The following is a 22467-nucleotide window of genomic DNA, read 5'->3' as shown; positions in this document are numbered from 1 at the left end:
CCGCTTCCACGGTAGGGGCGTACCGCTCAGGCCGACAGCGGGCGTTTCATCCGGATCGACTGGAGCAGCCCTATCGCGATCCAGCCCACGAACATGGAGGTGCCGCCGTACGACAGGAACGGCAGCGGGATGCCGGCGACCGGCATGATGCCCAGCGCCATGCCGATGTTCTCGAAGGACTGGAACGCGAACCAGGCGACGATGCCCGCCGCGATCAGCGTGCTGTACAGGTCGGTGGCTTCCCTGGCGATGCGCAGCGCCCGCCACAGCACGACCCCGATCAGCAGGATTATCCCGCCGGCCCCCACGAAGCCGAGTTCCTCGCCCGCGACGGTGAAGATGAAGTCGGTCTGCTGCTCGGGCACGAACTGCCCGGTGGTCTGGGTGCCCTCGAACAGGCCCTTGCCGTACAGCCCGCCGCCGCCGATGGCGATCCTGGCCTGGTTGGTGTTGTAGCCGACGCCGGCCGGATCGAGCGCCGGGTTGGCGAAGGCCGCGAAGCGGTTGATCTGGTACTCGTCCAGTATGTCGAGCATCCACACCAGGACGGCCCCGACGACGGCCGCCGCCAGCAGGCCGGAGGTCCACCACAGGGAGGCGCCGGAGGCCAGCAGCATGCCCAGGATGATCACGCACAGCACCATCGCGGTGCCCATGTCGTCGATGAGCACGATGGTGACCGGGACCATGGCGATGCCCAGCGCCTGCAGGACGGCGCGGCGCCGCGGGTGTTCGCTGTCGCCCGCGTCGACCTGGGCGGCGAGCACCATGGCCATCGCGAGGACGACGGCGACCTTGGCGAACTCGCCGGGCTGGATCGTGTAGCTGCCGATCGACAGCCAGTTGCGCTGGCCGTTGATCTCGGTGCCCAGCGGGGTGAACACCAGCAGCATCACCACGAGGGTGAAGCCGAAGTAGACGGGGACCGCGCTGCGCAGCCGGTGGTGTCCCAGCCACATGACGGCCACCGCCAGGGCTATGCCCACGGCGAGGTTGATGGACTGCCGGATGAGGAAGTACTGCGGATCGCCGTTGTTGATCTCGGTGCGGTTGCGGGTGGCGGACCACACCAGGACGCAGCCGATGACCGACAGCAGGCCGGCCGCCAGCAGCATGATCCAGTCGACGCGCCGGGCGAGCGAGTCCCGGGCGGTCATCCGCCGCCAGGCGCTCTTGCGGGGTGCGAACCGCCCGATGCTCAGGGAGTAGTCACCCACGTCAGTCGTTCGACCTCTCGTCCCGCCCGGCCACATTGCCCGCGTTCCACTGTTCACCGGCCGGGTCGTCGCCCGGTGGCCGCTGTCCGCCGTCCTGGTCGCCGCCCGGTTCGAGGCCGTCGGGCAGTTGCCGGTCGCCCGGGTCCTCCTCCTGGCCGTCCTCGCCCGGTTCGCCGCCCTCTTCCGCGTCCTCGCCGCGGGGCTCGTCACGCTGGGCGATGATGGTGCCGTTCTCGTCGATCTCCGGCAGCGCCGCCTGCGGGGTGGGCAGCAGCGCCAGGTCCGCGTTGACGGAACCGTCCTCGCCGACCCCGTAGATCGCCTCGTAGATGTTGCGCACGGCCGGGCCCGAGGCCCCCGAGCCGGTGCCGGCCTGGGAGATGGTCATCACGATCGTGTAGTCCGGGGAGAAGGTGGCCAGCCAGGAGGTGGTCTGCTTGTCGCCGGACGCCTCCGCGGTACCCGTCTTGGCGTGCAGCGGGATCTCGCCCTGCGGCCAGCCCATGAAGCGCCAGCTGGCGCTTCCGGTGGTGATCACGGACTCGGTGGCGGACTGGAGGTCCGCGACGGTCTGGGCGTCGGCGGGCAGTTCGCCGGTGACCACGGGGGCGATCTCCTCCAGGACGGTGCCGTCCGCGCCGATGATGGCCTTGCCGACGGACGGCTCGTACAGGGTGCCGCCGTTGGCGATGGCCGCGTAGACGGAGGCCATCTGGATGGGGGTGACCAGCACGTCGCCCTGTCCGATGGAGAAGTTGAGCATGTCACCGGCGCGCATCTTCATGCCCTCGGTGCAGTTCTCGCGGGCGATCCGGGCGCCGTAGTCCTCGCGGTCGGTCTGGGCGACCTCGCACCAGTTGTCCTTGTTCGCCTCCCAGTAGTCCTGCTTCCACTGCCGGTCCGGGACGCGGCCGCTGGCCTCGTCGGGCAGGTCGATGCCGGTGCGGGCGCCGAGGCCGAAGCCGTGGGCGGTGGTGAACAGGGTGTCGTTGGGGTCGTCCTTGGGGTTGATGCCGCCGTCCCGCTCCCACTCGCGGTGCGCGATGCCGTAGAAGACGGTGTTGCAGGACACCTCGATCGCGCGGTGCAGGCTGATCATGCCGTAGCCCTGCGACTCGAAGTTCTTGAACGTCTGGTTGCCGATGCTGTACGAGGAGCCGCACTCGTAGCGGCCGTCGAAGTCGTAGCCGGCGTTGACGGCGGCGGTCGAGGTGACCACCTTGAACGTCGACCCGGGCGGGCTCTGGCCCTGGATGGCCCGGTTGAGCAGCGGGTAGTTGGAGTCGTCGCCGGTCAGCGCCTGGTAGTTCTCGGTGGTGATGCCGCCCACCCACACGTTGGGGTCGTAGTCGGGGGCGGAGGCCATGGCGACGACGCGGCCGGTGGCGTTCTCCAGGACGACCACGGCGCCGGAGTCCGCCTCGTAGGGGCGGCCGGTGATCTCGTCGGTGGTGCTGCGGGCCTCCTCCATCGCGCCGATGAGTTCCTGCTCGGCGACCGCCTGCACCCGTGAGTCGATGCTGGTGACCACGTTGGAGCCGGCCGCGGCGGCCTCGCCCTCGGCCTCGCCGATGACGCGGCCGAACTTGTCCACCTCGTAGCGGGTGACGCCGGGCTGGCCCCGCAGATAGCTGTCGTAGGTGCGTTCGAGGCCGGCGCGGCCGATCTGGTCCGAACGCAGCAGCGGCGCGTCGGTGTCCTTCGCGTCCGCCACCTCGTCGTCGGTGACCGGGGAGAGGTAGCCGAGCACCTGCGCGGAGTGCGAGCCGTACGGGGCGGGGTAGCGGCGTACGGCGGTGGGCTCGGCGCTGACGCCGGGGAAGTCCTCGGAGCGCTCGCGGATCTGGAGTGCCTGCTGCGGGGTGGCCTCGTCGGTGATGGGGATCGGCTGGTACGGGGAGCCGTTCCAGCACGGCTGCGGGGTCTGCGCGTCGCACAGCCGGATGCGCTGGGCGATCTCCTCGTACTCCATGCCGAGGAGTTCGGCCAGCCGGGTGAGGACGGCTTCGCCGTCGTCCTTCATCCGGGTGAGCTGGGAGCGGTCGGCGGAGACGACGAGACGGGTCTCGTTGTCGGCGATGGGCACGCCGCGGGCGTCGAGGATGGCGCCGCGCACGGCGGGCTGGACGACCTGCTGCACGTGGTTGCCGGCCGCGGCGGCGGCGAACTCGTCGCCCTGCCGGATCTGGAGGTACCACAGCCGGCCGCCGAGGGTCAGCAGCAGCGAGAAAACCAGTATCTGGATGATGATCAGCCGGATGGTGACGCGCGAGGTCCGCCCGGTCTCCGGGATGTTACTCACAGTCGCTTGACCCCCTTGATGCGCCCCGCCCGGTTACGGGCCGAGCGACTGAGCAACGTGCTGCGCTGGCCACCGATGCGGGCGGCCTTGCCGTAGCGGGTACGCCGGCCGCCCCCGCGGGTGCTGAGCCCGGTGCCGCCCCCGAACCAGCCGGACAGGTTGTCGCCGCCCGACGAGGGGCCGCCGGAGCCGTCGCCCTTGAGCGGATCGTTCTCCAGCCGCCGGGCCATCGCCATCACCAGCGGCACGGTGAACGGGGCGAGCAGCAGATCGTAGAGCGTGGCCGTCAGCAGCAGCCCGGTGAGCCCGACATGGCGGGCCGCGGTGTCGCCGACCAGCGCGCCGACACCCGCGTACAGCAGCGTGGAGGACAGCGCGCCGCCCGCCACCACCAGCATCGGCACGGTCGCCGAACGGTGCTGGCCGGTCTCGGGCTTGGTGAGCCCGGCCGCGTAGCCGATGACGCACAGCACCAGGGCGTAGCGGCCCACCGCGTGGTCGGCCGGCGGGGCCAGGTCGGCGAGCAGCCCGGCGCCGAAGCCCACCAGGGCGCCGCCGACGTGGCCGTACACCAGAGCCAGGCCGAGCACGGTGAGCAGCAGCAGATCGGGGACGGCGCCGGGCAGTTGCAGCCGGGCCAGGATCGTGACCTGGAGGACCAGCGCCACGACGACGAGGATCACCGCGAGGATCGTGCGGGAGACGCGCATGGTCAGCTCAATTCCTGGTGGCGGGGTCGTCGTCCTGGTCGGCGTCCTGCTCGCGGCGGGCGTTGCTGTCGCCGGGGCCCGGGGACTCGCCCGGTGTGGTGCGGTTCTGCACGCCGCCGTCCTCGCCGCCCTCCTCGGTGCCGCCCTCGCTCTCGTCCCCGGCGCCCGACCCATCACCCTGGTCGGTCTTGTCGGTCTTCTCGCCCTCGTCCTCCGCGGACTTCTTCTCGTCCTCGGGCCGGGGCGGCAGCACCGTGTCGCGCGGGTTGTCGCGCGGCGGTTCGACGACGACGCCGACCAGGTCGAGCCGGGTGAACGCCACGTACGGGCGGACCTGGACGGTACGGGTCAGGTCGCCCGCCGTGCGGTCCACGTTGATGACCTCACCGACCGGGACGCCCGGCACGAACGGCTTGTCCTCGGCCGAGCCGAAGGTCACCAGCCGGTCGCCCTTCTTCACCTGCGCGGCCTGGTTGAGCAGCTGCACGTCGAGCGCGTTGTCGCCGCGCCCGGTGGCGAAGCCGAGTTCGTCGCCGCCCTCCAGACGGGTGCCGACCGTGAAGCCGGGGTCGTTGGCGAGCAGCACGGTCGAGGTGCTGGGGCCCACGGTGGTGACCCGGCCCACCAGGCCGTCACCGTTGAGGACCGTCATGTCGCGGGCGATGCCGTCCCTGCTGCCCGCGTCGATCGTCACCGTCCAGGAGAAGCCCTGGGTGGCGCCGACGGCGATGACCTGCGCGCCGACAATGCCGTACTGGCCGGCCCCGGCGGTCTGGAGCAGATCATCGAGCTGCTGTATGCGGGAGTCGCGGTGCGCCTCGCTGCCCAGTTGCTGGCGCAGTTCGGCGTTCTCCCGCTCCAGTTCACTGATGCGGTCGTGCCGGCCGCCGGATTCCCGGACCGCGGCGATCGCGTTCCCGACCGGGTCGACCGCCGAGGCGACGCCGTTCTCCACGGGTCCGAAGAAGGCCGCGGTGGCCTCTCTGGGCCCGTTGAGCGGGGAGTTGTCCCCACCCCTGATGTCCATCGTGATCAGCGCGAAGGCGATGGATACCAGCAGGACGAGAAGCAGTCGGCTCTCTCGTGTGTCCCTCACGTGCGGCGGCCGTGCCTTTCTGGAACAGGTAGTCGATCAGATCCTCCGCCGCCGACGGTCCGCCGCGTGGACTCGTGTGGTCCACGCGGCGGAGCGTGGCTGCGGATCACCCCCGTCTGGGGGCACCTCCCGGCCGGGGAAGGTGGTCCGGCCGGGCTGTGGCCGCGATCAGCGGCGGGGCTGGGCGTCCAGCACCTGCTGGAGCGCCTCGAACTCCTCGACGCACTTGCCGGATCCCAGCGCCACCGAGTCCAGCGGGTCCTCGGCGATGTGGATCGGCATGCCGGTCTCCCGGCGCAGCCGTTCGTCCAGGCCGCGCAGCAGGGCGCCGCCGCCGGTCAGGACGATGCCGCGGTCCATGACGTCGCCGGACAGCTCGGGGGGGCACTTGTCCAGCGTCGTCTTGACGGCGTCGACGATGGAGTTGACCGGCTCCTCTATGGCCTTGCGGACCTCGGCCGAGGAGATCACCACGGTCTTGGGCAGCCCGCTGACGAGGTCGCGGCCCCGGATCTCGGTGTGCTCGTCCTCGTCCATCTCGTAGGCCGAGCCGATGGTGATCTTGATGCTCTCGGCGGTGCGCTCGCCCAGCAGGAGGCTGTACTCCTTCTTGATGTGCTGGATGATCGCGTTGTCCAGCTCATCGCCGGCCACCCGGATGGACTGCGCGGTCACGATGCCGCCCAGCGAGATGACCGCGACCTCGGTCGTACCGCCGCCGATGTCCACCACCATGTTGCCGGTGGCCTCGTGGACCGGGAGCCCGGAGCCGATCGCGGCCGCCATCGGCTCCTCGATGATGTGCACCTGGCGGGCACCGGCCTGGGTGGACGCCTCGATGACCGCGCGCCGCTCGACTCCCGTGATACCCGAGGGCACACAGACGACGACCCGGGGGCGGGCGAGATAACGCCGCTTGTGGATCTTGAGAATGAAGTAGCGGAGCATTCGCTCCGTGATCTCGAAATCGGCGATGACCCCGTCTTTCAGGGGGCGGACCGCGACGATGTTGCCGGGGGTCCGGCCGATCATCTTCTTCGCCTCGGCGCCGACCGCGAGAATGCCACCGGTGTTGGTGTTGATGGCGACGACCGATGGCTCATTGAGTACGATCCCGCGACCCCTGACGTACACCAGCGTATTGGCCGTCCCGAGGTCGACTGCCATGTCACGTCCGATGAACGACATATTGTTCGCCATAGGGATACATCTGGCCTTCCAGCTGGAGCGATGTGGGCGGGAGGTCGGCACGGGGGTGCGATGAACGAGGCACGCCTGGGGGTACTCCCTCGCCCGGACGGAGTCCGGGGGAGAGTGTGGCGGCTGATGCCATCGTATCCACGGCCGGTCGAACACGGAGCGCCGGAGCGCCGCTTTCGCCATTGTCGCGGGAACCGTGCCCGCCCTCCATCATGGTGACGTCGTGTTCGGGTGACGGGTTCCCTCGTTCGACTGTACATACCACAAAGGCGGAATGCGTTCAGGCTGGTGCCGCTGATCGGACCCCGTGTCGGACTGACGGGGATTCAGCGGTGATTCAGGAGCGCCCGGGGAAGAAGATTTTCAGCTCGCGTTCGGCGGATTCTTCCGAGTCCGACGCGTGGATGAGGTTCTCCCGGACGATCGTCCCGAAGTCACCGCGAATGGAGCCGGGGGTGGCGGTGATCGGGTCGGTGGGGCCGGACAGCGTCCGCAGCCCCTCGATGACCCGCTCGCCCTCGACGGTCAGCGCCACCGACGGGCCGGACGTCATGAACTCCAGCAGCGGCTCGTAGAACGGCCGGCCCTCGTGCTCCGCGTAATGCGTCTCCAGCGTGGCCCGGTCCAGGGTGCGCAGCTCCAGCGCGGTGATGGTCCAGCCCGCCTTCTTCTCGATGCGGCCGATGATCTCACCGATCAGGCCCCTCCTGACCGCGTCCGGCTTCAGAAGGACAAGGGTGCGCTGGGACATGGGGTGGCTCCTGGGGAAACGAATCCGGGGAAGTACCGGCACCTTACCCGGGATATCGCCGCCCTCCCGCACCCGGCCCGGGGCTACGGGGCCGCAGCGGCGGCCCCCGCGGCGTGGGCGGCCTTGATCTCGTCCACCTTCCGGCCGAAATGGACCGATGCCCACCACAGGCCGGCGAAGATCACGCCGAGCACGAACATCGCCGGCACGACGACACCGCTGGCGATCAGCGCTATCTGCAGGGCCCAGCCGAACTGCACCCCACCGGGCCGGGTGACCAGGCCGCACAGCAGCAGGCACAGCACCATGGCCGTCCCGCTCACCGCCCAGATGGTGGTCGCGGAGGTGTCGGTCAGCCGGACCGCGACCAGCGCCGCGAGCCCGATGACCAGCACCTCGGAGATCAGCGTGGAGGAACACAGCGTACGCATCAGCGGTCCCCCGCTTCCCGGCCCGCGCCGCCGGGCCGCCCCGGGCCGCGCAACAGCATTCTGGCCTCCCCGACCGTGATGACGGAGCCGGTGATCAGCACCCCGGCGCCCGCGTACTCGTCCTCCTCCTCGGCCAGCGAGATGGCCGCCTCCAGGGCGTCGTCCAGGCGCGGCTCGACCTGCACCCGGTCCTCGCCGAAGACCTCCACCGCGGCGGCCGCCAGCGCGTCCACGTCCATGGCGCGGTGGCTGGCGTTCCGGGTGACCACGACCTCCGTGAAGATCGGCTCGAAGGCCTCCAGCAGCCCGGTGACGTCCTTGTCGGCGCTGGGGCCGACCACGCCGATGAGCCGGCTGAAGCCGAACGCCTCCGTCACGGCCGCGGCCGCCGCCTGCGCGCCGCCCGGGTTGTGCGCGGCGTCCAGCAGCACCGTGGGGCTGGAGCGCACCACCTCGAGGCGCCCCGGCGAGGTGACGGCGGCGAACGCGGCGCGCACCACGTCGATGTCCAGCGTCGCGGACGCCTGGGTGGCGCCGATGCCGAAGAACGCCTCCACCGCCGCCAGCGCCACCACCGCGTTGTGCGCCATGTGCTCACCGTGCAGCGGGAGGAAGATGTCCGGGTACTCGCCGCCCAGACCGCGCAGCGTCAGCAACTGGCCGCCCACCGCGATCTCGCGGGAGACCACACCGAACTCCATGCCCTCACGGGCCACGGTGGCGTCCACCTCGACGGCCCGGCGCAGGATCACCGAGGCCGCCTCGATCTGCTGCTGGGCCAGCACCACGGTGGCGTCCTGCTTGACGATCCCGGACTTCTCCACCGCGATCCGCTCCGGCGTGGGGCCGAGCCGGTCGGTGTGGTCCAGGCTGATCGGAGTGATGACGGAGACCCCGGCGTCCAGCACGTTGGTCGCGTCCCAGGTGCCGCCCATGCCGACCTCGACGACCGCCACATCCACCGGGGCGTCGGCGAAGGACGCGTACGCCATGGCGGTCAGCACCTCGAAGAACGACAGCCGGTACTCCTGGCGGGCGTCCACCAGCTCCACGTACGGCTTGATGTCCTCGTAGGCGGCGATGAACCGCTCGGCGGACATCGGGGCGCCGTCCAGGCTGATGCGCTCGGTGATGGACTGCACGTGCGGGCTGCTGTACCGGCCGGTGCGCAGCTCGAAGCCGCCCAGCAGCGCCTCGATCATCCGGGCCGTGCTGGTCTTCCCGTTGGTGCCGGTGATGTGGATCGAGGGGTACGCGTGCTGGGGCTCGCCCAGCACGTCCATCAGCGCCTTGATCCGCTCGACGGAGGGGTCGAGCTTCGTCTCGCCCCAGCGCTTGGACAGCTCCGTCTCGACCTCGCGCAGCGCCCGGTCCACCTCCGGGTCGGCAGGCCGCTCCGGCACGCCGTCCCCGGCGGGCGGGCCGGCCTGGGTGCGCAGCGTGCGGCTGCCGGCCTCGATCACCGCGAGATCGGGGTCCCGCTGTGTCTCGGCGCCGATCAGCTCCTCGAAGGCGGCGGCGTCGAGATTCTCGGGGGTGCCGGCATCGCCGGAGTCGCCGGAGTCGGGGGGCTCGGGGCGGGAGTGCTCAGTCACGATGCCAGTCTACGAACCCCCACCGACACTCACCGCCCCTTGTCCGGATCGGTACCCGGGTGAGAGGTGGCGGCGGGCTCCGCAGGGCCGGTGCGGACGTCCGCGACGAGCTGCCCGTCCCGCAGCGTCAGCACCCGGGAGCAGCGCCCGGCCACCGCCTCCTCGTGGGTGGCGATCAGCAGGGTGCAGCCGTGCTCGGCGGCCAGCCGCTCGATCAGGTCCATGACGCGGGTGCCGGTGGCGGAGTCGAGATTGCCGGTGGGCTCGTCGGCGAGCAGCAGCCGGGGCCCGGCGATCAGCGCGCGGGCGATCGCCACTCTCTGCTGCTGGCCGCCGGAGAGCTGGGAGGGCAGCGCCTTCTCCCGGCCCGCCAGGCCGACCGCCGCCAACAGGCCGGTGGCGCGCTCGACACGGTCGAACGGCGTGTCGGCCCTGCGGCGCGGCAGCAGCGGGGCCAGCACGTTGTCCAGCGCGGTGAGCGCGGGCAGCAGATGGAAGCGCTGGAAGACGAACCCGACCCGTCCCCTGTAGCGGGCCAGCTCGCGGCGGCCGAGTGCGGTGATCTCCTCCTCCCCCACCCGGATCACGCCCTCGTCGGCGCGCTCCACGGCGCCGATGAGGTGCAGCAGGGTGGACTTCCCCGAGCCGGAGGGGCCGGTCAGCGCCACCGACTCGCCGGCCCCGATGTGCAGGTGCACCCCGTCCACGGCGGTGATCCGGTTCTCGGGGCCGGAGCCGAACGTCCGGCGCAGGTCCTTGACGGTCACCGGGACGCCCCCGGGTCCTGGGATGTTCATCGGGCGGCCTCTCGTGGGATGTGCGGGTCGTGGACGGTCACGGATGTCACTGACGGCTGAGCAGGGCGGCCAGCGGCAGGCCCCGTACCAGCCGGACCGGGAAGAGCGAGGCGGCCATCGCGAGCCCCACCCCGCCGGCCGCGGCCCCCAGCGCGGTGGCCAGTACGCCGGTGGGCAGTGCGCCCACCACCCACGCCACCAGGCCGGCCCCGGCGGCGGCCCCCAGGATCGCGCCGGCCGCGCCCAGCAGCGCGCCCTCGGCCAGCACCAGCCGGGTCAGCGCGCGATCGCTCCAGCCGGTGGCGCGCAGCACGGCGAGTTCGGCGTCGCGTTCGCGCATGCCGACGTACAGGACATCGGCGAGCGCGAAAGCGCCCAGCAGCACGGTGAGCGCGACGGCGGCGATGTCCACGGCGCGGATCTCCAGCGTCACGGCCGCTCCGAGCAGGGTGCCGGCGGCGGCGCCCTGGAAGTGCCACAGCACCGCGGTGACAAAGGTGAGGGCGGCGATGCCGACGGCGAGGGAGAGCACGGCGAGGGCAGCGCGTACCGGCACCCGGGTCACGTTCGCGAGAGCCAGCGCGGCCACCGAACGGCGGGCCCGCGCCCGCCGCCCGGCCAGCACCGGCGGGCGCAGCACCCCGGCGGGCCCGATCCTGGCGGCGCGCAGGGCCGGTCCGAGCGCGGCGAGCAGGGCGAGGGCGACGACGAGTGGCACGGTCAGCAGGACGAAGGCGGGTCGTACCGTCAGCCCGGTGAGCCCGGCCAGCGAAGGGGCCAGGACGGCCGCGAGTACGGCGGCGGTGGCCGCGACGGCGGCGACCTCGCCGAGTACGAGGGCGGCGAGCCGGCGCCCGGACCAGCCCAGGCAGGCCAGCGTGCCGAGTTCGGCACGCCGGGTGCGGACGGAGGCGGCGACCAGGTTGCCGGTGAACAGCGCGCACACCAGGAGCACCAGGCCGGACAGCAGCACGCTCTTGCGGTCCGCCTCCTGGACGAGGGTCACAGCGGCGCCCTTGCGGGTCCAGTGCTCCTCGATCAGCAGGTCGGGGCGGCCGAACTGTCCGGCGGCGACCTCCACCTGGCGCGGCGCGGGCGAGGAGCCGACGGTGATGTCCACGGTGAGCCCGGTGCCGGTGGCGATGCGTTCGGCGACCTGCCGCACCCGCTCCTGGGAGGCGTCGTCCAGTCCGGTCACCCCCGCGACCCGCACCCGCACGGCGGACAGCGGTGCGGCGGCCTGCGGGGAGGCGGGATGCAGCAGGTGATCGAGGGAGGCGAGGTTGGTGAGCAGCTGGGGCGGGGTGGCGAGATACCCGGTCGGGTTGCTGTTGGGCAGCCAGGGCCGGTCCCCCAGCAGCTCGCGCGACCGCTCGTCCGCCCCGGAGGCGGCGGCGGGGCGGTAGGACTCCAGGGGGACCTCGGAGAGTCCCGAGAAAGTGCTGATGGCGGCGGGGTCGAAGGTGCCGACCTGGGTGGGCTGCAGAAAGACGCCGGGCAGATTGATCTCGGCGTTCCCGTACAGGCGGCGGAAGCCGGTGTCCTGGCTGAGCCAGGGCGGCGGGGTGCCACCGAACTGCATCACCTCCTGCCATGCGGTCGCGACGTTCTGCTCCACCTGTTCCGGGGTCAGCGGGCCGGCTTCCGGAAGGTAGTGCGGCGGGTCGGCCTGGACGGTGCGGTTGTACGAGACGGGAGCCCGTCCCTCGCCCGGGAAGACGGACCGGTAGATGTCGGCGTAGTCCCGTTGCTCCGACCCCAGGGCCCGGTGGGGGGCAGCGGCCAGGTGCCGGGCCACGTCGAGGGAGGAGGCGCCGTGGATCCCGGTGGCGTCCGCGGTGACGCGGCTGATGTCGTACCGCACCGCCTCGTCCGACTGGGGATCGGCGGTCGCCAGCAACGGGACCGGGATGAACTCGTCGGGCCCCTCCCGCTCGGCCTCGGGAGGCTCCGCGCTCAGGTACTCCCCGGTGGTGAGGGCCTCGTCCAGACCGACCAGCTGCGCCTCGGCCCCCGGATCGACGGCCGCCGTCAGCAGGGTGGTGGCCCACGGCATCCGGATCACCGCACGGTCGCGGGTCTCGGCATGGTCGACCCAGGCCTGGCCCGAGGTGTGGAAGGTCCCGTCGGGGCGCCAGTGGACCACGATCAGCCGGGCGCGCCCTTCGGGGGTCATCTCGCCGAAACCCTCCATGACGTTGAGCGGGCACAGCGTCCGCGGCTGTCCGTCCGGCTGGATCTCCAGGACCGGCCGCCGCTGCTCGCAATGCGCCGTGTCAGCCGTCAGCGGTGCCCCGTTGTACGCGTACTCCCTGACGAGTTCGGTACCGAACTCGGTCTCGCGGGTCAGCGGCCACACCAGATCGTGCCGCGAGACGTAGACATAGTCGGCGCCCGGGTCCTGGGCCCTGGTCAGCCCCCGGTCGGAGATCCAGGTGCGGTCGATGCGCAGCAACTGGCGGTCCAGGGAGGGGTCGAGCAGTTCGGTGACGTCGAGTTCGCTCCACAGGACGACCCGCTGGTTGCCCACCATGGCGAGCGGGGCGGCGACCTCCACACCGTCGAGGGAGGCGATGCGCTCCCACTCCTCCATCGTGATGCCGCCGTACTGGCCGGACAGGAAGTTGGGGCTCACCTCCCCCGCCGCCCGCTCCACCTCGCCGGCCGCGCCGTCCGGGCGGACGAGGATGTCGTACGCGGCGCGGAAGTTGGCGTCCGCGGTGGACTCCACTCGTAACCGGGCGGTGTCCACCGAGCCGGTGAGCAGGATGAAGCCCATGCTCGCCACGAGCAGGCCCGCGAGCAGGGTCACCGCCCGTGCGGAACGGCGGTGCAACTGCTGGGTGATGTGGGCGAACACGGTGTCCTCGGGGTGTGCTGTGGTCAGGCGGTCACAAGCGGAAGCAGCAGCCGTTCTCCCGCCAGGAGCAGCCCAGCGAGTCGCAGGTCCACACGATGCGCCGGTGCATGCCCTGTCCGGGGCTGATGCGACAGGTGACGCCCCAGTCGCAGATGGCGGACGCGGCCTCCACCGGCGGGGTGGGCAGCACCCGGCGCAGGGCGGCGTCGGCGAGCTGGTTCAGCAACTTCATCGTTCTCACCCTTTCTCGCGTTCGGACGGCGGCCCGGCGGGCCGCCGTTCCTTGTGCCGGAGACCGTAGAACGCCCGCGCATACGGTCGATACACCGTTCCCCTCCCCTGCGTCGATACGCTTCGACGGACCGGCCGGTGGCGCACCGGACCGGACGCGGCCACCCCCGGTACCGCACGCCAGTTCCCCTGTGAAGCGCTTCACCTCTAAGGTCGAACCTTGCGTCACCGGCACGATTCGTTCCGTAGTTCCCCAGGGGTGGGAGAAGTCTTCGATGATGCCCGAACCACGCATTGTGTTCCGGCTGCTGGGTCCCGTGGAGATCCGTAGCGGCACCGCCACACCGCCGCGCGTCGGCAAGCCGCACGCCGTCCTCGCCGCCCTGTTGCTGCGCCCCAACCGGGCGGTGTCCTTCGGCACGCTCAGCGAGGCGCTGTGGGACGGCGAGCCGCCGCGGTCCGCGCTCTCCAATCTGCGCACTTACGTGCACCGGCTGCGCCGGTGTCTGCCGGGCGGCGGCGACGGCGTGCTGCTCAGCCACCCGGGCGGCGGGTACGAGATCCGCCTCGCCCCGGGCGACAGCGATCACCTCGTCTTCGGGCACCTCGTCCGCCGGGGCCGCGACCTGCTCGCCGCCTCCGACCCGCGCGGCGCCGCCGTCGCGCTGCGCCGCGCCCTGGAGCTGTGGCGCGCCGAGCACGCCGCCGCCGGACTCGACCGGCGCGGGCTGCTCGTGCCCGAACTCGCCCACCTCGACATCGAACGGCTGCGCGCTCTGGAGGACCTGGCCGACACCTGGCTCGAACTCGACGAACCGCGCCGTGCCCTGGACACCGCCTGGCAGGTCGTCTCCGCCGACCCGCTGCGCAGCCGCGGCTGGCAGCTCGTGCTGCGCGCCCATCACCGGCTCGGCGAGCACGGCCGGGTCACCGAGTCGTACGCCATGGCCCGCGCCGCCTTCCGGGACGGGCTCGGCCGCGATCCGGATGCCGAACTCGCGCGGCTCTGCGAGCGCTTGATGTATCGCCCGTATGCGGGGGCCTCCTAACGTACGGGCCCGGCCGACCGGAGCGGCCGGAGGCCGAGGTGTGGAGGCGGGCCGATGACGTATGTCCTGCTGAGCTGCCAGGTGTTGCTGGCCGTGGTCTTCCTGGTGTCCGCGACCGGCAAGCTGCGGCCGTCCGGAGTCCGCGCCCTGCGCCGCACCCTGCGGGAACTCGGCCTGCCCGCCCGTCTTGTCCCGTTCACCGCCGGCGCCACCATCACCGCCGAGGCCGCCGCGGGGCTGCTGGTCCTGCCGACACCCACCGCCCGGTACGGCCTGCTGCTCGCCGCGCTGCTGCTGGCGGCTCTCACCGCCGGAGTGGCCCGGGTCGTCATCGGGCGGCAGGCGGTCAGCTGCGCCTGCTTCGGGCCCAGCGTCCGGCCGCTGCGCGGTGTCCATCTGGTGCGCAACGGGCTGCTGCTGCTCGCCGCCGGGTGCGGCCTGGCGCTGCTGCCTGCCGCCGGGCCCGCGCACGCCGAGGTGCTGGCCGTGGCGGTCGCGGTCGGCTCGGTGGCCGCGCTGGTGCTCATCGGGCTGGACGACATCACGGAGCTGTTCTTCCCGTCCACGATCAGGAGGCGCACGTGATCGCCCTGGTGCTGTCCGTCCTCGCGCTGGCTGTCACCGCGCTCAATCTGCTGCTGTGCTACGGCATCATCCGCCGGCTGCGCGCCGAACCGGCCCACGGGCCCGGCCCCATCCCTACCGACCACACGGTCACCGGCCTGCGGGTCGGCGTTCCCGTCGCGCTGCCCGCCGGGGCCCCGACGCTGGTCGGCTTCTTCTCTCCCGGGTGCGGCGCCTGCGCGGACCTGCTGCCGGCCTTCACCAAGGCCGCCGAGGCGCATCCGGGCGGTACGGGCGAGGTCACCGCCGTCGTCGTCGAGGCGGTCCCGGACTCCGGCAGTCGGATCTATCTGGACGCGCTGGCCCCCGTCGCCGAGGTGCTGCGGGTCCCGCCGGACTCCCCCTGGGTGACCGCCTTCGGGGTCACCGGCTTCCCCCAGGTGCACGCCCTCACCGAGGACGGCGCGCTGCGCTGGTCCGCCGTGGGCCCGTCCGACCTCGAACGGCGGCTCGCGGGATGAGGGAGTCCGCCCGTGCCGCGTTCTCGCTGGCACTGCGCGCCCGCCCCGCGGTGCTCGCCGCGACCCTCGTCCTCACGGTGGTCGAGGCGCTGATCCCGGTGGCCGCCGCCTGGCTCACCGCGCGCCTCGTGGACGGGCTGACGCGCGGCGAGGGAGCCCTGACCGGGTACGCGTCCGCGCTCGCCGCCTGCGGGATCCTGGCCGCCCTGCTGCCGTACCTCCAGCGGCTCGCCCAGGGCGAACTCGCGCGCGCCGTCGCCCGGCAGGCGCAGAACCGCCTCTTCCGCGCCGTCACCACCCAGCCCGGTCTCGCCTGGTACGAGAACCCCGACCGGCTCACCCAGCTGCGCCAGGCCCAGGATTGCGGTCAGCACACCCCGACCGATCTGCTGGACTGCGCGATGGCGCTGGTGCGCTCGGCACTCACGCTGCTCGGCTTCGGCGCCGTACTGACCGGCATCCATCCGCTGCTGGCCGCGCTGGTGGCGGTGGGCACCGTACCCAAGCTGATCGCCGAGATCCGGGTGGCGCGGGCCAGGGCGGGCGCCGTACATGGACTGACCGCGCACCAGCGGCGCGAGGTCTTCTACATGATGCTGCTGGCGGACGCACCGGGCGCCAAGGAGGTTCGGCTGTTCGGCATCGGCGATCTGCTGCGCCGCCGGATGATGGCGCAGCGGCACGCCGCCGACCGGGAGCGGCTGCGGCTCGATGTGCGCGCGTTGCTGCTGAACGGGGTGCCGACGGTGATCACGGCGGGCGTGGCGGCGGGTGGCCTGCTGTGGGCTGTGGGCAGGGTCCGGGACGGAGCGCTGAGCGTCGGCGAACTGACGCTGGTCGTCACGGCGATCGCCGCCGTGCAGAGCACTCTGGGCACCCTGGTCGGCGCCGTCGCGAACGGGCACCAGCACCTGCTGGTCTTCCGCGCCTACACGGAGCTGGTGACGGCGCCGCCCGTCCTCACGACGCGCGAACCGGCCCGGCCGATCGGCCCGTTGCGCGGGGCGGTGGAACTGCGCGACGTGTGGTTCCGGTACGGACCGGACCATCCGTGGATTCTGCGCGGCGTGAACCTGCGGATCGCGGCCGGCGAGTCTCTGGGGCTGGTCGGGGTGAACGGCGCCGGAAAGAGCACACTGATCAAGCTGCTGTGCCGGTTCTACGACCCCGAGCGCGGCAGTGTGCGCTGGGACGGCACCGATCTGCGCGACATCCGGCCGGAGGCGCTGCGCGAGCGGCTGAGCGTCGTCTACCAGGACCACATGAACTACGAGATGACGGCGGCCGAGAACATCGGGCTCGGCGACCCGGAGCGCGCCCACGACCAGCGGCGCGTGGCGGAGGCGGCACGCCGGGCGGGCATCCACAACGTGCTGGCGGCGCTGCCGGCCGGCTACCGGACGATGCTCAGCCGCGGCTACTTCGGGGAGAGCGGCAAGGACGACGGCGTGGTGCTGTCGGGCGGGCAGTTCCAGCGCCTGGCCCTGGCCCGATCCATGATGCGCGAGGACCGGGACCTGTTCGTCCTGGACGAGCCGACGTCCGGCCTCGACCCGCTCGCCCAGGCGGAGGTCGGCCGGCTGATCCACCACCACGGCGCGGGGCGTACCCGGGTGCTCGTCTCGCACCGGCTGAGCGAGATCCGCGACGCCGACCGGATCGCGGTGCTGGCGGACGGCCGGATCGTCGAACTCGGCACCCACGAGCACTTGATGGCGGTCGGCGGCCACTACGCGGCGGCCTTCCGCAGCCAGGCCGCCGGTTTCCAGCTGGACGGCGTGTGACCGGGCGCCGGGGCAGGCGGGGACGGCGGGCTGGGGGCACCCCCGGACGAAATCCGGGGAAGGCTGCTGTGCCCGCGGTGATCGCCGGCGGCGCACTGGTCGCGTGGGCACGCCGGGCGTTCCTGTACAGCACCGTCGAGGGGCACAGCATGGAGCCCACCCTGTACGCCGGTGACCGGCTGCTGGTGCGGCGGGTGTCGGCGAAGCGGCTGCGGGTGGGTGATCTCGTGGTGTGCCCCGTGCAGTTGCCCGGTGGCGCCGTGTTCCTTACCCCGCCCAGGGAGACCGTCCCCCGGCTGTGGGTGAAGCGGCTGGCCGCGCTGGCCGGTGATCCGATGCCGCCGGGCATGGTGGCCGCCGGATACAACGGGACGGTACCGCCGGGTGCCGCCGTACTGCTGGGCGACAACCCGGCGGCCAGTGCCGACTCGCGGGCCGTGGGCCCCGTCCCCCTGGGGCAGGTGCTGGGGCGGGTGGTGTGGCGGGCCGGGGTCAGCCGGGGAGGTTCGCCAGCTGCGAGGTCAGGCGGATGATGTCGGCCTCGGCCGCCGCCTTGCGGGTCTTGATCTTCTCGACCACCTCGGCCGGAGCCTTGGCCAGGAAGCCCTCGTTGCCCAGCTTGGCCGTGGCCTGCTTCAGCTCCTTCTCGGCCACGCCCAGGTCCTTCGTGAGCCGCTTGCGCTCGGCCTCGAAGTCGATGGCACCGGACAGGTCCAGGGACACGACGGCACCCGCCACCGGCAGCGAGGCGGTGGCCGCGAAGCCGTCGCCGGCCGGGTTGAGGCGCAGCAGCGCCCGCACGGCCTCCTCGTGCGCGGTCAGGCCCGTGCCGGAGAGGTCAAGGGTGGCCGGCACCCGCTGCCCCGGCTGGAGACCCTGGTCCGCGCGGAACCGGCGGACCTCGGTGACCAGTTGCTGGACATCCGCGATCTCCTGCTCGGCCGCCGCGTCCCGGTAACCGGAGTCCTGCGGCCAGGAGGCGATGACGACCGACTCTCCGCCGGTCAGGGTGGTCCACAACTTCTCGGTGACAAACGGGATCACCGGGTGGAGCAGCTTCAACATCGCGTCGAGGACTTCGCCGAGCACCCGGCGAGAGACCTCGGCGCGCCGCCCGCCGCCGGCGAAGACGGTCTTGGACAGTTCGACGTACCAGTCGAAGACCTCGTCCCACGCGAAGTGAAAGAGAGCGTCACTGAGTTTGGCGAACTGGTAGTCCTCGTAGTAGGCGTCGACCTCGGCGATCACCGAGTTCAACCGGGAGAGGATCCACCGGTCGGCAGCCGACAGTTCCTCGGCGTCGGGCAGCGGGCCTTCCACCGTCGCGCCGTTGAGCAGTGCGAAGCGCGTGGCGTTCCAGATCTTGTTGGCGAAATTGCGGGACGCCTGGACCCAGGATTCGCCGATCGGGATGTCCACGCCCGGATTCGCGCCACGGGCGAGGGTGAAGCGGACCGCGTCGGAGCCGTAGGCGTCCATCCAGTCGAGCGGGTCGACGGCGTTGCCGAAGGACTTCGACATCTTCTTGCCGAACTCGTCACGGACCATGCCGTGCAGGGCGATGGACTGGAACGGCGGCGTGCCGTCCATCGCGTACAGGCCGAACATCATCATCCGGGCGACCCAGAAGAAAAGGATGTCGTAGCCGGTGACCATCACCGAGTTGGGATAGAACTTGGCCACGCTCGGGGTCTGTTCCGGCCAGCCCAGTGTGGAGAAAGGCCACAGGCCGGAAGAGAACCAGGTGTCGAGGACATCCGTGTCCTGCGTCCAGCCCTCGCCGCTCGGCGGCTGCTCGTCGGGCCCGACACACACGGTCTCGCCGTCCGGGCCGTACCACACGGGGATGCGGTGGCCCCACCACAGCTGGCGCGAGATGCACCAGTCGTGCATGTTGTCGACCCAGTCGAAGTAGCGCTTGACCATCTCCGGCGGGTGGATGGTGACCCGGCCGTCGCGCACCGCGTCACCTGCGGCCTTGGCCAGCGGCTCGACCTTGACCCACCACTGCATGGACAGCCGGGGCTCGATGGTGGTCTTGCAGCGCGAGCAGTGGCCGACCGAGTGCTGGTACGGGCGCTTCTCGGCGACGATACGGCCCTCGGCACGCAGGGCGGCGACCACCGCGGAGCGTGCCTCCAGCCGGTCGAGGCCCAGGAAGGGGCCGTGCACGGTGATCACGGCGTGCTCGTCCATGATCGTGAGCTGCGGCAGGTCGTGGCGACGGCCGATCTCGAAGTCGTTGGGGTCGTGGGCCGGCGTGACCTTCACCGCGCCGGTCCCGAACTCGGGATCGACGTGGGAGTCGGCGACCACCGGGATGGTGCGGTCCGTCAGCGGCAGGGAGATCCGCCTGCCGATGAGGTGGGCGTAGCGCTCGTCGTCCGGGTGAACGGCCACGGCAGTGTCGCCCAGCATGGTCTCGGCGCGGGTGGTGGCCACCACGAGGGAGTCGTCACCGTCGCCGTAGCGGATGGAGACGAGCTCGCCGTCGTCCTCCTGGTACTCCACCTCGATGTCGGACAGCGCGGTCAGACAGCGCGGGCACCAGTTGATGATGCGCTCGGCACGATAGATCAGGCCGTCGTCGTACAACCGCTTGAAGATCGTCTGGACAGCCTGGGACAGGCCCTCGTCCATGGTGAAACGCTCACGCCGCCAGTCGACACCATCGCCGAGCCGCCGCATCTGGCCGCTGATCTTGCCGCCGGACTCGGCCTTCCACTTCCACACCCGGTCGGTGAATGCCTCACGGCCCAGGTCGTGGCGGGACTTGCCTTCCTTGGCCAGTTCGCGCTCGACCACGTTCTGGGTGGCAATGCCGGCGTGGTCCATGCCGGGCTGCCACAGCGTCTCGTAGCCCTGCATCCGCTTGCGGCGGGTAATGCCGTCGATGAGGGTGTGTTCCAGAGCGTGGCCCAGGTGAAGACTGCCGGTGACGTTCGGCGGCGGGATGACAATCGCGAAGGGTTCCTTGTCGCTCTCCGCATCCGCCTCGAAGTAACCGCGCTCTACCCAGCGCTCGTACAACGGCCCCTCTACCTCGGCCGGCGCGTACTGCGTCGGGAGTTCGGTGGCGGCGCTGTGGGGCCCGGGGGTGGCGGGCGGCTGAGTGTTCTCGGTCACGGAGCCCAGTCTACGGGCGGGGTGGGCCGCTCCTCGAATCGGTTGCGGGGCGGTGGGCCGGTGCGCCGGTGGCGGACGGCATGGGCGCGGGCCGCCTCCCCATCTGCGGCACAATGCCGGGTACATGAGGCATCCGGTCAGATGAGATGCCGGCCACACGGGGATCACCATGACGCAGCCACCGCCCGGACCGTACGGATCGCAGCAGCCGCCCCAGCACGGGTACGGCACGCCGCAGCCGCCCTCCGCACCGTACGGGGGTGCGCCGTACGGAGGCCCGCAGTACGGGGGCGCGCCGTACGGGCAGGTCCCGCCGCAGCCCGCCGGCCCCGCTTCCGGCGGCGGCAACGGCAACGGCAAGCTGATCGGCATCACCGCGGGTGTGCTCACCCTCGCCGCCGCGCTCGGCGTCGGGCTGGTGCTGGTCCTGAACGGCGACAACGGCCCCTCGCTCAAGGACGACGGCACGAAGTACACGCTGGCCACCCCCGAGGAGGTCGGCGGCTACACGCTGACGTACGGCGACGAGACAGAGGACTTCTTCACCTCGGAGGAAGCGCGCCGGGTGGGTTTCACGGAGGAGGGCGCGGCCATGGCCAGCTACGCCCAGGACGAGTCGTCCGAGGACTCCAACGTCCTCTTCTTCCAGGGTTCCTGGGGCACGGTGACGGATCCGGCGCACGCCCCCGACGAGATGTTCGCGATGATCGCCGAGGACCTGAACGAGGACGCGGACGAGGACGACCGGGTGGAACTCGTCGGCTCCCCCTCCTCCATGAGCCCCGGCGGCCTGCACAACGCGGCGCTCTCCTGCCAGGAGATGAAGCCGGCCCAGCCGCAACCCGGCGAGCCCGAGGTCTCCTTCGTCTGCATCTGGAGCGACTACAGCACGATCGGTGTGGTGTACGGCATTCCCGGCACCGCCGAGGGCACCGTCCCGCTGAATCTGGAACGGACCGCGGAACTCGCCTCCGAGCTGCGCGCTTTCGCGCTGGTCGAGGTTCCGGCCGGGGACGGCGCGCCGGGCGAGGACTGATCGCCGCCGGAAGAGCGCACGGGGGCGGATGTACACGGGGGTATTTCGTCGGACAGGATGAGCGGTAACGCTTGTCGCAGTGATAAGGGGAAAAACCCATGAGTCAGTACCAGCCGGGCCCGTACGGGCAGCAGCCCCCGCAGGGCCAGCCCGGCCAGCCCGGCCCGTACGGGGCACCGCCGCCGCCGGGTCCGCCCGGTGCCGCGCCCAACCCGTACGCACAGGGCGGCGCTCCGGGAGCTCCCAGCGGGCCGGGCTACGGCTACCCGCAGCAGCAGCCGGGACAGCCGGGCCCGCCCCCGCCGCCCGGCGCGTACCCCGGTCAGCCGGGTCAGCCGGGTCAGCCGCAGGGCGCCCCCTACGGCCAGCCCCAGGCGCCGGGCCCGTACGGCCAGCAGCCCCCGCAGGGCCCGCCCGGCCAGTACCCGGGCCAGCCGCCCTACGGCCAGATGCCGCCCCCGCCCTCCGGCGGCGGCAACGGCAAGAAGGCCGGGATCATCGTGGGCGCCCTGGCCGTGGTCGCCGCGCTGGCGGTCGGCGGTGTGGTGCTGCTCGGCGGTGACGACGAGAAGAGCGAGACGCTCGTCGGCTACTCGCTGAGCTTCCCCGAGCTGACCGGTGAGTTCGTCCAGACCGATTCTCAGGAAAGCTCCGGCATGTCGGAGGAGGAGCTGGCCCAGTTCGGGCTCGGCCCCGATGCCCAGGGCGCCAGCGCCAACTACCTCGCAGGGATCGACCCCGCCGAGGTGGACGCGATGACCGACCCCTCCGAGCTCCAGGACACCGTCCTGACCACCATGTTCGGCGTCGGCCTGTGGGGCGAGATCGAGAACCCCGAGGTCACCGTCGACGCGCTGCTCGCCTACGCCGCCGAGGAGGCGACCAACAGCGAGGACGGCGAGCTCGTGGGCAGCCCGGAGACGGTCACGCCCAGCGGGCTGAACGGCGCGACGATGAAGTGCCAGTACGCGGCGGTCACGGACGCCATCATGAACCAGACCGTGCAGGTCCCGGTGTGTGTCTGGGCGGACAACAGCACCATGGGCTTCGCGGCGTTCCAGAAGCAGCAGGGTGTGGAGACGCCGATGGAGATGCCCATCGACGAGGCGGCCAACGCGGCCGCCCAGCTGCGTTCCGACTCGCTCGTCGCCCCCAGCGAGAGCTGACGGTTCACGCGTCGACGGCGGGGCCCGGACA

19 protein-coding genes are annotated in these 22467 nt (G+C 71.7%); 7 read left to right on the top strand and 12 right to left on the bottom strand.

Annotated features, from left to right (window positions below; translation table 11 throughout):
• Positions 1-26: 26 nt before the first annotated feature.
• The 11 genes from rodA to H7827_RS20810 form a co-directional block, all read right to left on the bottom strand.
• A complete protein-coding gene (gene rodA / locus H7827_RS20860) occupies positions 27-1253 on the bottom strand; it encodes a rod shape-determining protein RodA (protein WP_052384973.1) in 1227 nt (408 codons plus the stop codon).
• Complete coding sequence (gene mrdA / locus H7827_RS20855) at positions 1219-3519, bottom strand: penicillin-binding protein 2 (RefSeq protein WP_432746910.1); 2301 nt, start codon at positions 3517-3519, stop codon at positions 1219-1221. The genes rodA and mrdA overlap by 35 nt, the downstream gene beginning before the upstream one ends.
• Positions 3516-4229: a rod shape-determining protein MreD gene (gene mreD / locus H7827_RS20850; RefSeq protein WP_030725655.1), complete on the bottom strand. Its 714-nt coding sequence runs from the start codon at positions 4227-4229 to the stop codon at positions 3516-3518. Before mreD ends, mrdA begins: the two co-directional genes overlap by 4 nt.
• 7 nt (positions 4230-4236) lie before the next feature.
• Positions 4237-5325 carry a rod shape-determining protein MreC gene (gene mreC / locus H7827_RS20845; RefSeq protein WP_432746909.1) on the bottom strand — a complete coding sequence of 363 codons (1089 nt, stop codon included), beginning with the start codon at positions 5323-5325 and terminating at the stop codon, positions 4237-4239.
• Positions 5326-5493: 168 nt separating this feature from the next.
• Positions 5494-6513 carry a rod shape-determining protein gene (locus H7827_RS20840; protein WP_030725649.1) on the bottom strand — a complete coding sequence of 340 codons (1020 nt, stop codon included), beginning with the start codon at positions 6511-6513 and terminating at the stop codon, positions 5494-5496.
• Between the two features lie 349 nt (positions 6514-6862).
• Positions 6863-7276 (bottom strand): nucleoside-diphosphate kinase, encoded by a 414-nt coding sequence (ndk, locus tag H7827_RS20835; RefSeq protein WP_386539293.1) that lies wholly within the window; start codon positions 7274-7276, stop codon positions 6863-6865.
• An 83-nt stretch (positions 7277-7359) separates the two neighbouring features.
• Positions 7360-7707 (bottom strand): DUF4233 domain-containing protein, encoded by a 348-nt coding sequence (locus H7827_RS20830; RefSeq protein WP_030725643.1) that lies wholly within the window; start codon positions 7705-7707, stop codon positions 7360-7362.
• Positions 7707-9302 (bottom strand): bifunctional tetrahydrofolate synthase/dihydrofolate synthase, encoded by a 1596-nt coding sequence (folC, locus tag H7827_RS20825; RefSeq protein ID WP_432746908.1) that lies wholly within the window; start codon positions 9300-9302, stop codon positions 7707-7709. Before folC ends, H7827_RS20830 begins: the two co-directional genes overlap by 1 nt.
• Before the next feature lie 29 nt (positions 9303-9331).
• The gene (locus H7827_RS20820) at positions 9332-10099 is read right to left on the bottom strand and encodes an ABC transporter ATP-binding protein (protein ID WP_432746907.1); all 768 of its coding nucleotides are present in this window, start codon (positions 10097-10099) and stop codon (positions 9332-9334) included.
• Positions 10100-10145: 46 nt separating this feature from the next.
• Complete coding sequence (locus H7827_RS20815) at positions 10146-12959, bottom strand: FtsX-like permease family protein (RefSeq protein WP_432746906.1); 2814 nt, start codon at positions 12957-12959, stop codon at positions 10146-10148.
• A gap of 31 nt (positions 12960-12990) precedes the next feature.
• Positions 12991-13191, bottom strand: coding sequence for a hypothetical protein (locus H7827_RS20810; protein ID WP_386539301.1), 201 nt, complete (start codon positions 13189-13191; stop codon positions 12991-12993).
• Between the two features lie 277 nt (positions 13192-13468).
• On the opposite strand from H7827_RS20810, the gene H7827_RS20805 reads away from it, so the two are divergent.
• The 5 genes from H7827_RS20805 to H7827_RS20785 all read left to right on the top strand — a co-directional run bounded on the left by H7827_RS20805 (position 13469) and on the right by H7827_RS20785 (position 17641).
• Positions 13469-14239 carry an AfsR/SARP family transcriptional regulator gene (locus H7827_RS20805; RefSeq protein ID WP_432746905.1) on the top strand — a complete coding sequence of 257 codons (771 nt, stop codon included), beginning with the start codon at positions 13469-13471 and terminating at the stop codon, positions 14237-14239.
• A gap of 54 nt (positions 14240-14293) precedes the next feature.
• A complete protein-coding gene (locus tag H7827_RS20800; protein WP_432746904.1) occupies positions 14294-14824 on the top strand; it encodes a MauE/DoxX family redox-associated membrane protein in 531 nt (176 codons plus the stop codon).
• Positions 14821-15324, top strand: a complete 504-nt coding sequence (locus H7827_RS20795) for a hypothetical protein (protein WP_432746903.1) — start codon at positions 14821-14823, stop codon at positions 15322-15324. The genes H7827_RS20800 and H7827_RS20795 overlap by 4 nt, the downstream gene beginning before the upstream one ends.
• Positions 15321-17108 (top strand): ABC transporter ATP-binding protein, encoded by a 1788-nt coding sequence (locus tag H7827_RS20790; RefSeq protein ID WP_432746902.1) that lies wholly within the window; start codon positions 15321-15323, stop codon positions 17106-17108. The genes H7827_RS20795 and H7827_RS20790 overlap by 4 nt, the downstream gene beginning before the upstream one ends.
• A 68-nt stretch (positions 17109-17176) precedes the next feature.
• Positions 17177-17641: a S26 family signal peptidase gene (locus H7827_RS20785; RefSeq protein ID WP_432746901.1), complete on the top strand. Its 465-nt coding sequence runs from the start codon at positions 17177-17179 to the stop codon at positions 17639-17641.
• Here the strand turns inward: H7827_RS20785 and H7827_RS20780 are convergent.
• Entirely contained in the window at positions 17601-20234 is a 2634-nt protein-coding gene (locus H7827_RS20780) for a valine--tRNA ligase (RefSeq protein WP_432746900.1), read from the bottom strand. The two genes, H7827_RS20785 and H7827_RS20780, sit on opposite strands and share 41 nt — an antisense overlap.
• Before the next feature lie 169 nt (positions 20235-20403).
• Between H7827_RS20780 and H7827_RS20775 the strand changes: the two genes are divergently transcribed.
• Together H7827_RS20775 and H7827_RS20770 are read left to right on the top strand one after the other, a co-directional pair.
• A complete protein-coding gene (locus H7827_RS20775; RefSeq protein WP_432746899.1) occupies positions 20404-21270 on the top strand; it encodes a hypothetical protein in 867 nt (288 codons plus the stop codon).
• Positions 21271-21368: 98 nt separating this feature from the next.
• Positions 21369-22436: a hypothetical protein gene (locus H7827_RS20770; RefSeq protein ID WP_432746898.1), complete on the top strand. Its 1068-nt coding sequence runs from the start codon at positions 21369-21371 to the stop codon at positions 22434-22436.
• Positions 22437-22467: the final 31 nt, after the last annotated feature.

It is taken from the genome of Streptomyces sp. JH002 (assembly GCF_050916115.1).
Classification (GTDB): domain Bacteria; phylum Actinomycetota; class Actinomycetes; order Streptomycetales; family Streptomycetaceae; genus Streptomyces; species Streptomyces xiamenensis.
This window is presented reverse-complemented; position numbering and strand designations above follow the sequence as displayed.